The 12796-nt window shown below is 59.7% G+C and carries 13 protein-coding genes and 1 pseudogene; 9 read left to right on the top strand and 5 right to left on the bottom strand.

What is annotated here, in order from left to right; genetic code table 11:
• Positions 1-90 precede the first annotated feature (90 nt).
• From GTK01_RS14680 to GTK01_RS14645, 8 genes are all read left to right on the top strand, one after another.
• Positions 91-861, top strand: coding sequence for a hypothetical protein (locus GTK01_RS14680; RefSeq protein WP_189424776.1), 771 nt, complete (start codon positions 91-93; stop codon positions 859-861).
• Entirely contained in the window at positions 858-1223 is a 366-nt protein-coding gene (locus GTK01_RS14675) for an ankyrin repeat domain-containing protein (protein ID WP_189424774.1), read from the top strand. The genes GTK01_RS14680 and GTK01_RS14675 overlap by 4 nt, the downstream gene beginning before the upstream one ends.
• 313 nt (positions 1224-1536) lie before the next feature.
• Positions 1537-1890 carry a hypothetical protein gene (locus GTK01_RS14670; RefSeq protein ID WP_189424772.1) on the top strand — a complete coding sequence of 118 codons (354 nt, stop codon included), beginning with the start codon at positions 1537-1539 and terminating at the stop codon, positions 1888-1890.
• On the top strand, positions 1887-3311 hold the full coding sequence (locus tag GTK01_RS14665; protein WP_252927136.1) for a relaxase/mobilization nuclease domain-containing protein: 1425 nt from the start codon (positions 1887-1889) through the stop codon (positions 3309-3311). The genes GTK01_RS14670 and GTK01_RS14665 overlap by 4 nt, the downstream gene beginning before the upstream one ends.
• A gap of 23 nt (positions 3312-3334) precedes the next feature.
• The gene (locus GTK01_RS14660) at positions 3335-3652 is read left to right on the top strand and encodes a type II toxin-antitoxin system HicB family antitoxin (protein WP_252927133.1); all 318 of its coding nucleotides are present in this window, start codon (positions 3335-3337) and stop codon (positions 3650-3652) included.
• A 56-nt stretch (positions 3653-3708) separates the two neighbouring features.
• Positions 3709-4845, top strand: a complete 1137-nt coding sequence (locus GTK01_RS14655; protein WP_252927130.1) for a DUF3644 domain-containing protein — start codon at positions 3709-3711, stop codon at positions 4843-4845.
• A gap of 39 nt (positions 4846-4884) precedes the next feature.
• A complete protein-coding gene (locus GTK01_RS14650; protein ID WP_252927127.1) occupies positions 4885-5754 on the top strand; it encodes a phage exclusion protein Lit family protein in 870 nt (289 codons plus the stop codon).
• A gap of 138 nt (positions 5755-5892) precedes the next feature.
• Positions 5893-6573: a hypothetical protein gene (locus GTK01_RS14645; protein WP_252927124.1), complete on the top strand. Its 681-nt coding sequence runs from the start codon at positions 5893-5895 to the stop codon at positions 6571-6573.
• A 298-nt stretch (positions 6574-6871) separates the two neighbouring features.
• Here the strand turns inward: GTK01_RS14645 and GTK01_RS14640 are convergent, their stop codons facing one another.
• Entirely contained in the window at positions 6872-7720 is an 849-nt protein-coding gene (locus tag GTK01_RS14640; RefSeq protein WP_252927120.1) for an SDR family oxidoreductase, read from the bottom strand.
• 84 nt (positions 7721-7804) lie between these two features.
• Here GTK01_RS14640 and GTK01_RS14635 point away from each other — a divergent pair, with 84 nt between their 5' ends.
• Positions 7805-8206, top strand: a complete 402-nt coding sequence (locus tag GTK01_RS14635; protein WP_243785034.1) for a helix-turn-helix domain-containing protein — start codon at positions 7805-7807, stop codon at positions 8204-8206.
• Between the two features lie 105 nt (positions 8207-8311).
• Here the strand turns inward: GTK01_RS14635 and GTK01_RS14630 are convergent.
• From GTK01_RS14630 to GTK01_RS14620, 4 genes and pseudogenes are all read right to left on the bottom strand, one after another.
• Positions 8312-9441 (bottom strand): IS3 family transposase gene (locus GTK01_RS14630; protein ID WP_252927117.1). Its coding sequence is split into 2 segments (ribosomal slippage): positions 8312-9198 and positions 9198-9441, totalling 1131 coding nucleotides; the frame shifts between segments, so codons are not numbered across the junction.
• A 202-nt stretch (positions 9442-9643) separates the two neighbouring features.
• Positions 9644-10198, bottom strand: a pseudogene (locus GTK01_RS14625) (integrase core domain-containing protein); the annotation flags it as partial.
• Positions 10199-11004: 806 nt separating this feature from the next.
• On the bottom strand, positions 11005-11130 hold the full coding sequence (locus GTK01_RS20985) for a hypothetical protein (protein ID WP_256483880.1): 126 nt from the start codon (positions 11128-11130) through the stop codon (positions 11005-11007).
• Positions 11131-11171: 41 nt separating this feature from the next.
• A complete protein-coding gene (locus GTK01_RS14620; protein ID WP_252927114.1) occupies positions 11172-11483 on the bottom strand; it encodes a hypothetical protein in 312 nt (103 codons plus the stop codon).
• Between the last annotated feature and the right edge of the window lie 1313 nt (positions 11484-12796).

Here is a 12796-nt window from a genome sequence, read left to right as displayed (position 1 = left end):
GCTCCGTCAATTTGTGCATTATGGGAATGAGCGTGCCGCACGGATCGCGCACGCGTATTGGGCACGAGCTGGTCAGACTGAAACGGAGCAATGACGGGCACGCAGGCAGCGATAGCGACGGAGCAGACGCGGTTCGATCAGGCTGATCGCAATCGCATTCGCCGATGCCTGCTGCGCTACATGGAAGAAAATCGTATCGGCGTCCCGACGCTGCAAAAGCTCATTGCCGAGGCCAACGACCTGACCCTCGACCGCTTGCCGCTGAAGACGCTGCAACGGTTCCTCGCCGATACCCATCGCTCCAACGATATCATGGTCAGGTTCTGTCAGCGCTTCGCAGCAGACCTCGCCGATGACGATCCGCTGGACAGTTTCGGCGAAGCGCTGATCGGCTTCTGGGGCGCGACGGCCAGCGTCCGTAACTGGCAGGCACTGGCCCCCGACATGATCGGCACGTTTGAGGGTCGAGCCGAGGAAGCGGTCACCGGCCTGCGGATGGGACAGGATTCATGGGTACCGTTCTCCGCCTTGACCGTCGAGGCCGTCCCGGCGCAGCCCTACGCCCGCGCGGCAGAGACGATCAGCAACTGGAGCCGCACGGTATCGCCGGACCCCGGCGACCATGTGCGCCGATCTTACGAAGGCGTCCTGCTTCATCCGCCGGGAGCCTTGCTGCTGGCGTTGCGCAACAGCCTCACCGGCGCACCGCGCCTTTACTGGCTGGACGCTTTCGACGGGCCGCGCCTGACCGGCTACGGCCATGAAACCGCAACCCCCATTGAGGACCGTCCGGTCAACGCGGCCGCCTTCAGCTCCGCCCGCGTGATCTTCGATCGCGTCGGGCCGGAGGGGGAAACATGAGCGGCGCGGCACCACGACGCGCCCCCAAAACCCGCCCCGACGACAGTGAGGCAGCGGACAGGCTCGATCACGCCCTGCTGAAAGCGGCCTATGCCGCCGACCGCGATGCGGTGATCGCGGCGCTGGAGGACGGCGCCGACGTAAACGCGCAGGATCGGGCCACCGGCCTTGCTGCACTGCACATAGCCGTGGGCACGAACAACCTGTCCCTCGCCCGCATGCTGATCGAGGACTGGCGCGCCGCGATTCAGCCCGATGGAAACGGACGCTGGCCAACCGTCATCGCCGCGCGTTGTCGGGTGGACGAAGACCTCTCCGATTACATCGCCGAAGCCGAAGAAATGGCCCAGTCATCAGAGTGACCAGAATTTGACCAACGGCCTTATATTGTTGTAAACTCATTCAAATTCCCGGATTGAGCATGCCCTGACATGTTCCTTAAGAAGTCCCTAATCTTGTTCTGGGATAATTAATCTTAACATTAGCATGGGTTGCAAGATGTGCGCGGAGTCTCCGCGCCATCTTGGCAAGGGGGGCTCAAAAGCCGCCCCCCGTTGCATCCCCCAGCTTGTCGGTCCCGCCCGGCATCGAGCCTGTTCGGGACCGATCGCAGCGTTTCGACGCTGCACCACGACCAAGGGAAGCGCGTCCTTGGATGCGCGGAAGGGGCCGGCGATGACAAGTAGCGGCAGCGATACCCGTCAGCGTCAAACGACGTTGACGGCGCGGTTCAACGATCAGGAAGCCGAGGCGATCCGGCAGATAGCCGATCGCGCGGGTGTCCCCGTGGCTTCCTACCTGCGTGCCGCAGCGTTGAACCGATCGCCTGGCCGTGCCATCCGCCGGCCTACGGTCAACCATGAAACGGCTGCCCGTCTTCTCGGCAATCTTGGGCGGATCGCGCAGACTCTGCGCGCCGCCGCCGAGGCGGGACAACTCGATCCGGCAGAGCCGACCGTTGCCGCCGCGCTCCGCGATATTGCCGAGATGCGCACCGTCTGCTTCGAGGCCCTGGGGAGAGAGCCATGATCCTCAAAGGCAGCCAGCGCGCAGGCGGACGCGACCTCGCCACGCACCTCTCGAATGAATACGACAATGAGCGTATCGAACTCGCATCCGTGCGCGGGACGGTCGCGGATGATCTCCACGGCGCGTTGGCCGAATACGAGGCTGTGGCGACAGGCACGCGGTGCGTGAAGCCGCTCTACAGCCTGTCGATCAATCCGTCCGCCCCGCTTTCGCGGGCGCAGTACATGGCGGCCATCGACCATATCGAGGATAAGCTCGGGCTGAACGGGCAGCCGCGCGCCATCGTCTTTCATGTGAAAGACGGGCGCGAGCATTGCCATGTCGTCTGGTCGCGCATCGACATCGACAACATGAAGGCTATCCCGATCAGCCATGACCACATGAAGCTGCGCACATGCGCCCGCGAACTGGCCCATGCCTATGGCCTTACCCTTCCCCACGGCCTCGCCGAAGACCGTGGCGACGCGCGCTTCGAGAAGACGCCCGAAATCAGCTTCGCCGAAAAGGCCATGGCGGAGGCCAGCGGCATCACGCCGGAGGCCCGCCGCACTGCCATCACCGCGCTCTACCGCAATTCCGACAATGCGGAATCCTTCCGCGTCGGGCTGGAGCGCGCCGGTTATATCCTCGCCCAGGGCGAGCGCCGCGCCTATGTCGTCGTTGACCGCGCCGGCCATGTTCATGCCCTCGCCCGTCAGATCGACGGCGTCAAAACGCGCGAGCTGAAGGTGCGGTTGGCGGGCCTGCCGCCGGTGAACCTGCCCGATGTCGAGCAGGCCCGCGCGCAGCAGGCCGAGCACGACAAGGCGCTGGCCGAACGGCTGCGTGAAACGGCGCGCGCCCGTGGCGCGAAGTCCGCCGCCGATCTTGCCGCGAAGCAGGAGGCGCGGCGGCGCAAGGTCATCGATGCCAAGCGGCAGGCGCTGGAGGTGATCCAGCGCGCTGAAAAGCTGTCCCTGCACGCCACCCATAAGGCAGAGCAGGGCAAGCTGTTCAACAGAGTTGCCGGCAAGGTCTTCGCACTCTTTGACCGCGTACCGGCCCTGCGCTCCGTCATCCTGCCGTTACGGCGCAATCCGGCGATCAATGCCGGCGAGCGTCACAGGATCGAGAGTGAAGCGCTGGAGCGCCGCCATGCGCGTGAACACCGGTCGATCGATCGCCGCGCCAAGGCGCTCGACATGATCGATGCGCGCGAGCGGCGCGGTCTGATCCGCGATCTTGTCCGGCAGGCCCGCGCCGAAGATCATGTGCGCGAAGCACAAGTCCGGCAGCGTAAAGACGAAATCAGGGATACAGCGACCGATATTACCAAGGATAGCCGCGAGGAAAGGCGTGCGCGGGTGCAGGAACTTCTGGCCGAAGGGCGGCGGAAGAGCCAGAACCCGTCTCACGATCGCGGCAGAGGCCGCTCGCGGTAACACATAGATAAGGAGGTTTGAGAATGGACAGGACAACCCGGCGCTACGTCGCCGTCATCATGAAGGAACCGGACGCGCCGTATGTCGCCACCGTTCCTGATTTCGGCGCCATGCTGACCACCGGTGACACGGTGGAAGAAGCGAAAGCCAACCTGCCGGACGCGGTCGCAACCTATCTCGAAGGCATAGGAACGGATGGCCGCAATTTGCCGGAATCTCGCAGCCGCAGGGCCGTGCTCGCTTCTATTGATGAAGCGGTTGTAGAAGATTACGTGATTGAGATTGACGTTACTCCTGAATCCAAGCCAAGTTTTACGGAACAAAATTCGCTTAGACGGTAGATTCAGGCGGAGGGGGCTTGGCACGACGACCGGGAAATACGCTTGAGAAGTGGGAAGTGGCGATCGTCAAGGCGATGCTTGCGAAGAAGTATGTGCCGCAAGACATTCAGGCGTACTTTTCCCGCCCAACCCGTTCTATCAATCATGCCCGAATATCGGAAATTCGGGACGGGACAAAGCACAAAGCCATAAAGGCAGCATCTGACGCCGAACTGGATGCATTTCTGAAAGCGTGGCCGAATGTTGATCCAGCGACCGGCCTCCATCTGCAAGGGGACGAACTGCTGGTCAAAGCTCGTGAGGCGATGATCGCGGCCGTACATACGTTCAACAGCGCCGGGCTGCACTTCCGCGCCGAACTGTTCATCGTCACGTCCATTATCGCTTGGACCTACCTGCTGCACGCCTACTACAAGCGAGAAGGTGTCGATTACCGCTATAAGAAGGGTGGCGTGGTCCAGAAAACGCCGAGCGGCGCCGATAAGTACTGGGAGCTAGGACAATGCCTCGCCCATGGCAAATGCCCGCTCGACAAAGGCGTCATCAACAATCTGAGCTTCCTCACAGAGATCCGTCATGAGATTGAGCATCGCTCAACCAACCGCATAGATGACGCACTAAGCGCGAAGCTCCAAGCCTGCTGCATCAATTTCAACGATGCGATCAAGCAGCTTTTCGGCAAAGAATTTGCGCTGGAGAAAAGGCTGCCGATCGCGCTCCAGTTCGTAACCTTCGACGGCGCACAACGCGCCGGATTGGTCGGTGCGGAATTGCCGCCACACATTGCCACGGCGATGGATAATTTTCAGGATGCTCTGACCGAGGAAGAACAGAGCGACCCGAAATTCCGATACCGGGTCGCATTTGTGCCGAAGGTATCAGGCAAAGCGTCAAAATCCGATCTTGCTGTTGAGTTCATCAAGCCCGGCTCACCAGAAGCGGAAGCCGTCGAACGCGTCCTCCTGAAAGAGGTTGAGCGTCCGAAATATCGACCGTCAGAGATCGTCGCGAAAGTCAGGGCTGCCGGATACCCGGCCTTCAATATGCACGACCATACCCTGCTGGCACGGCAACTGGACGCCCGGACACCTGGCAAGGGCTTTGGCGTGATGATTGCCGGCACTTGGTACTGGTACGAGCATTGGTTTGAAAAGGTGCTGGAGAAGCTGGCCGAAGGCTGGACCCGCCCCTGACCGGAATTGGACTGAATTATCTATGCCAACCACAAGCAAGTGACTGAACCTTTCTTTCGGTATGCAGCCCGAACGCCGTTCAACATTGCGCCCGAACGCGGCGGGGAACTTGCGGAGGAGATTTTTGGCTCCGGAAAATGGAACCTTCTTCCAAGCGAAACAGCGGCGAACTTCTATGCGGTGCCTGCCGACAAAGCGATTTATCTCTCGTACGCGGGGCTCGGGAGCCTGTGGTGCATCGCCTACGCGGCCTTCCATGTTGCAGACATCACTTCCCGAGCACAACGAGCGCTCAAACAACCCGTCCAGACCGAGATCAATATTGCGGAAGAGTGTGCGGCCCGAAATATTCCCGGCTATATTGCTTATGCAAAGGCGCTTTACCGGGCAGATCAGGATTGGCCAAACGACCTCCCGCCGCCGTCGATTTGCCCCGAGTTTGATACGCAAGAAGGTCGAGTGAACAATGTCTTCTTTGGCGCCCTAAGCTGGATCATCCTTCACGAGATTGCCCACATTCATCACGGTGATGTGAAATTTCTTCCCAAAGACCTCCTCGTGAAGCAGGAATACCGTGCCGATGCCTTCGCCACGCGATGGATTTTGGACAGGGCGGGAAACGGTCTCCAGCGAGAATTTCGTGTCCTAATGATCGTGGTTGCCCTGACCTGGCTATTTTTGTTTGAGCAAACGGTAGGCGCCGGAAATGACCATCCCGCTGCAATCCTGCGATTCCGCGAAGCTGTGGATATATTCCAGACGGGACACCGAAGCGTGGGTCTTGAGAACGCCGGATATGTCCTGAAGGCTCTGCTTGATCCCACCACGCCGGCCCCGCAATTCGATACATCACAGGAGGCGTTCGACTGGATTAGTAGTCGGCTGGAGGCCTTGTTTCCAGCGACATGAGCGGTTGTCAGCGAGGGCTCGTTGCAGAATTGTGAAGCGCCAGCATAGTGCTGCCGCCGAATCATACTTCTCGCTGTACGGGATTTAACGACTTATAATCGCCCGAGGTCGATATGCGTTTCGATGCGGGGGGGGGGCATGACGCGCTTATACAGATTTACAGAAGAACATTATGGGAAACTGGCGCGATCTAAAGTGAAATCGGTCGAGGCCGGTGTCTTGTACTATCTCTTCAGCGGCCGCAATGCGTGGCATTCGACTTGGATCACCCGATACACCGAAGGGTGCATGCACTCTGACCTTGAGAGCGCGAAGAACACGGCCGAGCGTCAACGAACGCAAGGATCCGTTTTCTATATCGCAGAGCTCCCTGCCTTAGTGTTCCGCAGCGCGGCAGGCGCTATCGTGATATCGGAGATCAACAGCGGAAGCCCGCTGTCGGGCTATTCTGCCGATGCTATCCAAGATGATGTGCCGGACGGTAGCAAGAAGATCAAGGGCGCTCGCGACCGCTACATTGCCCGCGGGGTGCCGATGCTGGGTGCAGCGCTGTCGTTCGATCGGATGAGTCGATTCTGGAAGCAGCGTCCGCCTTGGCACAATGCGGTGATCGTCGTCGCCTCTGATAATCCAAAGCATGTGTTCGTCCCGCTGCGGACGTCAAAGCTGCAATCATGGCGATCCTGGTCAAGTGGCAGCCTCTACCGCCTGGGATGGGGCAGCGTGACAGACCGATATGGGAATACCGCAATGAAGCCAGTCCGCACCCTTGCGGCGCATTTCGATAACAATGAATGGTCTGCTCTTGCGGAAGCCTAGCCAGTTGGAATGCACCGTGATCTGCCATGCCAGAAGCGCGCGTAGTTGTTATCTTCGCAGTTTTGCGAATTGTGTTTTAAAAGCAATAGTATAGCAGTTCCCAGTTTCATCCTCTCCGGCGCGCCAAATCTCCACCATTCCGGAACAAAACCGGGCACGAAGGTCGGCTATCGACCCCTTGTGCGCTTCCGGACTGGTCTCACCCAACCCGGAAGCGATCATTCTTGACGCGTTGCGGAGGCAGCCATGCCTCATCGCGTACGGCAGTCCGGCGCATGAGCGGTCAGGGTCTGTTCGTCTATGATTTGAGGGCCGCAGCCACCGCATCCGACAGCCGGGTAGTCGGACGCCCGATCAGCGCCGAAAGCTGGCCTTTGTCGTCGAACAGCGCTCCATTGGAGGCGTCGATGTCGAAGGCGGCCAGAGCACCGGCGAAATCTGCAGGTATACCCACACCCTTCAGCACGGCGGCATATTCATCCTGCGGCAGGTTCTTGTAGGGGATGTCCTTGCCAGTCTGTTTGGAGATCTCCGCCGCGAGATCAGCCAGCGTATAGGCGTCGTCGCCAGCCAACTCGTAGACCTTGCCGTCATGGCCCTCGCCAGTCAGCACGACGACGGCGGCCTCGGCCAGATCGGCGCGCGTTGCCGACGAGATGCGGCCCTCGCCCGCGCTGCCGACAAATGCGCCGGCCTTCACCGCGCCGGGGACCGAGACCGTGTAGTTTTCCGTGTACCAGCCATTGCGCAGAACAGTGTTGGCGATGCCCGACTGTTTCAGGAGGCTTTCGCTTTCTACATGCTCGGGTGCAAGGCTCAGTGACGACGTATCGGCATGGAGTAGGCTCGTATAGACGATGCGCCTCACGCCGGCCTTTTTGGCGGCGTCGATGATATTCCGATGCTGCGCGGCCCGCTTGCCGACCTCGCTGGAGGAAACCAGCATCAGCGTCTCGACGCCTTGCAGCGCCCGGTCGAGGGTTTCGGGCTTCTCGTAATCGGCTGCGCGCACTTCGACGCCGAGGTCGGACGCCTTCTCGACGCTGCGCGCCAGCGCGACGATCTGGCTGGGCTCAATCTTCTGCTTGAGCTTCTGGACGATGAGGCGGCCCAACTGGCCCGAGGCTCCGGTTACGGCGATGGTCATGGCGAGTGACTCCTTGTCTTGATGATCCAAAGCCATGATATAGGCTCATACTAACGCAAAGTAAGTACGCACAGGAAGGTAAGTATGAACATTCACGATGACGGCACGGCGATCGGGCTTTCCGACAAGGTGCATGGCGAGCTTCTGTCGGCAGGTTGTCCTTCGCGCGACGTGCTCAAACATGTGACCAGTCAATGGGGTGTTCTGGTGCTGATCGTGCTGGAAGGAGGAACGCACCGCTTTTCTGAACTGCGCCGCAAGATTGGCGGCGTGAGTGAGCGCATGCTGGCGCAGGCGCTGCAATTGCTGGAGGCGGACGGGTTCGTCTTGCGCCGCGCCTATCCCGTTGTGCCGCCCCATGTGGAATATTCATTGACCCCCCTTGGCGAAGAAGTCGCGGAGAAGGTACGGATTCTGGCCGATTGGATCGAAATCAACTTCCATCGCATTCCTGCAAGCGGAGGGAATGCTGAACCGCCGGGATAGCCTGCGGTGGCAGCGTACTGAACTCTGCCGTTTTGATGAATGACCGCTTCGCTGAGACTCTGGACCAGAAACTGAATAGCCCCGAGTTTCGTGGACGCCCTCGGGTTACATTTCCTGCTGCCGTTCAAACTCTACGGGTGACAGCATCCCGTTCCTGACGTGCTTGCGCTTCGGGTTGTAGAACATCTCAATGTAGTCGAACACGTCCTGCCTTGCCTGCTCGCGTGTTCGGTAGGTCCTGCGCCGTATCCTCTCGCGCTTGAGGAGATTGAAAAAGCTCTCCGCCACGGCATTGTCATGGCAGTTGCCGCGACGGCTCATCGAGTGCTCAAGATTGTGGTGCTTCAGGAACGCCGCCCAGTCCATGCTGGTGAATTGCGAGCCTTGATCGGAATGGACCAGGACCTTGCTCTTCGGCTTTCGACGCCACACCGCCATGAGCAAAGCCTGCAGCACGACATCAGTAGTCTGCCGGCTCTGCAGCGACCAGCCGATCACGCGGCGCGAGAACAGGTCGATCACCACAGCCAGATAGGCAAAGCCCTCCTGGGTCCTGATGTAGGTGATATCTGTCACCCACGCCCTGTCCGGCGCATCGACATCGAACTGCCGGGCAAGGGTGTTGTCGACCACAACTGACGGCTTGCCGCCATAGTATCCGGGCCGGCGTTTGTAGCCGATCTGCGCCTTGATCCCGGCCAGCCTGGCGAGACGGGCGATGCGGTTGGCGCAACTGCTCTCTCCTTGATCAAGAAGGTCGTCGTGCAGCTTACGATAGCCGTAGACCCTGCCGCTCTCCTTCCAGGCCTTGTTGAGAAGCTCGGTCTGACGTGCGTCTTCTCGAGCCCGCTTGCTCAGCGGGTTCTTCAGCCAGGCATAAAAGCCGCTGGGTCGGATGCGCAGGCAGCGGCACATCGCCCGCACCTTGAACTGCTGGCGATGCTGGGCAACGAACGCGTATCTCACCTTGCATCCTTGGCGAAATACGCGGTGGCTTTTTTTAGGATGTCGCGCTCCTCAGTAACGCGCGCCAACTCCTTCTTCAGGCGTCGGATCTCGGCTGCCTGATCGTCATCTGTCGAGACCGACGGCTTCGAGAACTTCCTGCGCCACGCATAAAGTGAATGCTGACTGACCCCGAGCCGCTTCGAAACCTCTGCAACGGGATAGCCCCGCTCGGTGATCTGCGCGACCGCGTCACGCTTGAACTCATCAGTGAAATTGCCAGACCGCATCAGGGCCTCCTTGCCTCAAATTTAGGGAAGAAGGCGTCCACAAATCTAGGGGCTATTCAAACAGGCGGTCTCGCCCCCAAACGCTGGTCACTGCTACAAGAATTATAGAGCGCCTACAATGACATAGCGGTGCCCAGTTTCATCCTCACCGGCGCGCCATTTCGGTACTGTACGACCCGGAGACATGGGTAACAGTTTGTACCTAAGACATAGGTGACAACCTCGTGCCGAACGGGTTGTCGATGGTCTGCAAGGTCCTCTGTTCCAGATCGATATATCCCAGATCATAGTGCATGAAGCCGACGAGCCAAATGCCGTCGTCGACTTCGGTGATTCCCAATCTCTGGCCGGCGAGCACGGTCGAGACGTTGATCTTCTTCCGTGCCATGCAGATACGGCCGCAGGCGGTGACGAGGATGTCCCTGTCGTGGAGGGGATAGTCCACCTCGGGCAACCCCTCATACGGTCTTGAAGAGGGTGTATAGGCTTCGGCCGGCGTCTTCATGGCGAGCGCCTCGTGGGGGCGTTCCTCGTTGAACTCGCTGACGAAGTCGTCGAAGCGGCCCTGCTGCTGAAGGGCGTTCATGCCGGGCGGACGCGCCGTCTCCTGCTTGAGGGTGCGGTGCATGCGTTCATGGCGACCGTTCTCCTGCGGGTTGCCTGGCCTGATGCGCTCGATGGCGATGCCAAGCCGTAACCAGAAGACCGACAGTTTCGACAGATTGTAAAGCCCGTTGGGGCTGGCGAAGGGCAGGCCGTAGCACCTCCGGAAGGAATGAGTGGAGGCAGCCGAGACATCGGTGCGCGCAGCTTTTCGCTGCAGGCGCGCACCGATCGAGGTGGCCATGGCCAGTCGAAGGATCTCTAGAATGTGAATGTTCACAACCCATTCCGGAGACCGACCATGACCAGCCCCAATATTATACCCGCCGATGCGGTGTTGGTAGCGATCGATATCGCTAAGCTTCGCAATGAAGTCCTGATCGAAGCCCCCGGCCATAAACGGGGAAGATGGCGTTTCCGGGCCTCCGGAATGAGGTGGAAATCGCCAATGTGATCGCTTACCTCGAGGCGGACCCGAAACCCTTAAGGTAATACAGCCTCGCCACGGCTATCGCGCGTCAGTGCGAAGCTCTCCCAGGCATAGAGGCCGAGGAAGGCGCCGAGAGAAAGCGACATTAACAACGTCATTATGCGATGGGCAATGGATCTTGCGCTTTCTCTGTTCATTTGACATGCGCACAGAACCTGGCCCAGGCATGGACTTCCGGATTTAGAAAAAGGACCGCCCGGTGGCGGTCAAAGAGACTACAGGGTGCCGAGGCGACTGGGCAGGCAACCAGTTTCTGCCAATTTCAAATGTACCGCAACGTCATATGCTAGTCTTGCCCATATGAGGCAGGCTGCGAGCGAGTGGGCCATCCTGACACGCACAAGCGGTGCTGGGCCGGATCGGTTTGGAGGGAACGCTCAGCCAGCCCCGCTTGCGATTGCGTCGCCACGCGCTTCCTGCCATCCGAAACGTTGACTTAATCTTCAGTCACCCACCCTTGCGATGCGGTGTTATCTCACGAGAAACCAGTAGATGGCGAGATAGGGGACTGAGACGACGAGCGCGAGACCGAGCCAAAGTTTCCAGTCACCTTTGCCGATTAAGTGGTCTTCCGGGTCAGAATCGTTCTGACGCATGGCCTGATCCTGCCGCTTCTCCCGTCAATTTATCAGAAAGCTCATCCACCACAATTACCCCGCCCGTCCGCGGGAAGACGACAGTCCTCATCAAGAAGGTATTCGATCGCCGCGAGATGAACGAACGCGGCTCGATCTCCATCCGACGCGGGCCGGTCGATTACGGACAGCATGTCGCGCAGCCCCCGCTCCAAACCGATGACCGCCGTCTGCAAATGCCGGTCACGGCTGATCCGCTGACAATGGGCCTCCTTGATCGAGGCGAGATGTTCGATCGCGCGCCGCATCGCATTGGCATCAACCGCCCGTGCTTGGAGTGTTTCCCTGATCTGCTTTAGCTCGCTGCTGTTCATCGTTCCTCGCAAGCGGCAAGTTTACCAATCCTACCCCGCCCTCACAATCACCCGCTCCCACCGGGGAAAGGACACACTGCTATGGATCCGACCGTCCTGGCCTGCGCTGCCCGGCTGCTCCACTTGTTTTGCCAGACCGAGGTCGGCACTGACAAGCTTGCCGAGCCGGTCACGTAGATGAGCGTCGACGAGGTGCTGGCGCAGCAGTGCTCCTGGTCGAGCCGATTCGGTTCGTCCGCTGCGGAGCGTAAAATTTTCATGCGCGTGACCCTGGCCGATCTGAAGCGCGAGCTTAATCTGCGCGGGTCGAGACAATGGACAAGAACCTCAGGGTCGGCTCGCCTATCTCCTTCTCAAGCGGCGCCGCTATGAGCAGTTCGTCGCCGCCCTTCGTGGTGACTTCCCAATCTCGCCATACAGTTCTTCCAGATATGACGATCGCATCATAAATGCGGACGACTGAAGGTTGACTTTCTCATTTCGGGTGGCAGGAAGCGCGCGGCGACGGCAATCGCCAGCGGGGCTGGCTACGCGGGCCCTCCAAGCCGAGGCTGGCCCCGCACCGCGTCCTATTGATCTGCGAAACTTGTGCGACTGGGCCGGTGGACGGGAGCTTTATGATGCGGCCGACGCTAGGCTCATCTTGAACGAATGCGACGGAATGGAGCGTAATGTTCTCATGGGTGACCGACCAAAACCCGCGAACAGTGAGGACCGCCCTTCGATGCCGCGGAGTGTGGGGCCGCTCGAGCGAGAGCGGCGTAATGTTCGGCACACCGGCTGCAACTTGCGGGTCAGACTTTAACCGCCATCAGCCGAGCCTCCATTCGCCGCCGGCAACATCGTGCTAAGGATGGAGACGGTCGACATCACGTTCTGGTTGGCCTGAGGCAGATCGAAGCACGGAATATCTGCGGCGTACGGCCGCCTTTTCAGCATCCGTCTTCGCCGCCAGTGTCGGGGCGCCATTGCGCAGGTCGTCATCGCTCCGAGGAACGCAGCCTGCAACGCAGGCTCAAACTCGACGGACAAGGGGCCTTCAATCCGCTGCCGGGCGGTCGGTCGACGAGCCATCTCCACATTTCCTTGCATGACAAATGGAAAGTGCTAGAACCAGCAACCTAAGAGGAGACTTTGCTTTGCTCGAAGAAATTTCCCTGCCCAAAGTGAGCCAGGACCAGAACATTGAACTAGCGTTCGTGGACAAAGGTTGACTGCGGAATCTGGTTTTGATTCAAGGCTTCCATTTGGAGGCAGCCTTGGGCGAACGGATTGGTTTGACGGACGAGGAATGGGCGCTGATCGGTCCGCTT

The organism is Aliihoeflea sp. 40Bstr573 (genome assembly GCF_024105655.1).
Lineage (GTDB): Bacteria > Pseudomonadota > Alphaproteobacteria > Rhizobiales > Rhizobiaceae > Aliihoeflea.
Note: the sequence above shows the minus strand (reverse complement) of the source record. Positions and strands in the feature narration are given on the sequence as shown.

Bases quoted from the DNA above. Each gene is read 5' to 3' on its own strand.
- GTK01_RS14680 (WP_189424776.1), top strand. From the start codon at position 91: ATGACGGGCACGCAGGCAGCGATAGCGACGGAGCAGACGCGGTTCGAT.
- GTK01_RS14675 (WP_189424774.1), top strand. From the start codon at position 858: ATGAGCGGCGCGGCACCACGACGCGCCCCCAAAACCCGCCCCGACGAC.
- GTK01_RS14670 (WP_189424772.1), top strand. From the start codon at position 1,537: ATGACAAGTAGCGGCAGCGATACCCGTCAGCGTCAAACGACGTTGACG.
- GTK01_RS14665 (WP_252927136.1), top strand. From the start codon at position 1,887: ATGATCCTCAAAGGCAGCCAGCGCGCAGGCGGACGCGACCTCGCCACG.
- GTK01_RS14660 (WP_252927133.1), top strand. From the start codon at position 3,335: ATGGACAGGACAACCCGGCGCTACGTCGCCGTCATCATGAAGGAACCG.
- GTK01_RS14645 (WP_252927124.1), top strand. From the start codon at position 5,893: ATGACGCGCTTATACAGATTTACAGAAGAACATTATGGGAAACTGGCG.
- GTK01_RS14640 (WP_252927120.1), bottom strand. From the start codon at position 7,720: ATGACCATCGCCGTAACCGGAGCCTCGGGCCAGTTGGGCCGCCTCATC.
- GTK01_RS14635 (WP_243785034.1), top strand. From the start codon at position 7,805: ATGAACATTCACGATGACGGCACGGCGATCGGGCTTTCCGACAAGGTG.
- GTK01_RS20985 (WP_256483880.1), bottom strand. From the start codon at position 11,130: ATGCGTCAGAACGATTCTGACCCGGAAGACCACTTAATCGGCAAAGGT.
- GTK01_RS14620 (WP_252927114.1), bottom strand. From the start codon at position 11,483: ATGAACAGCAGCGAGCTAAAGCAGATCAGGGAAACACTCCAAGCACGG.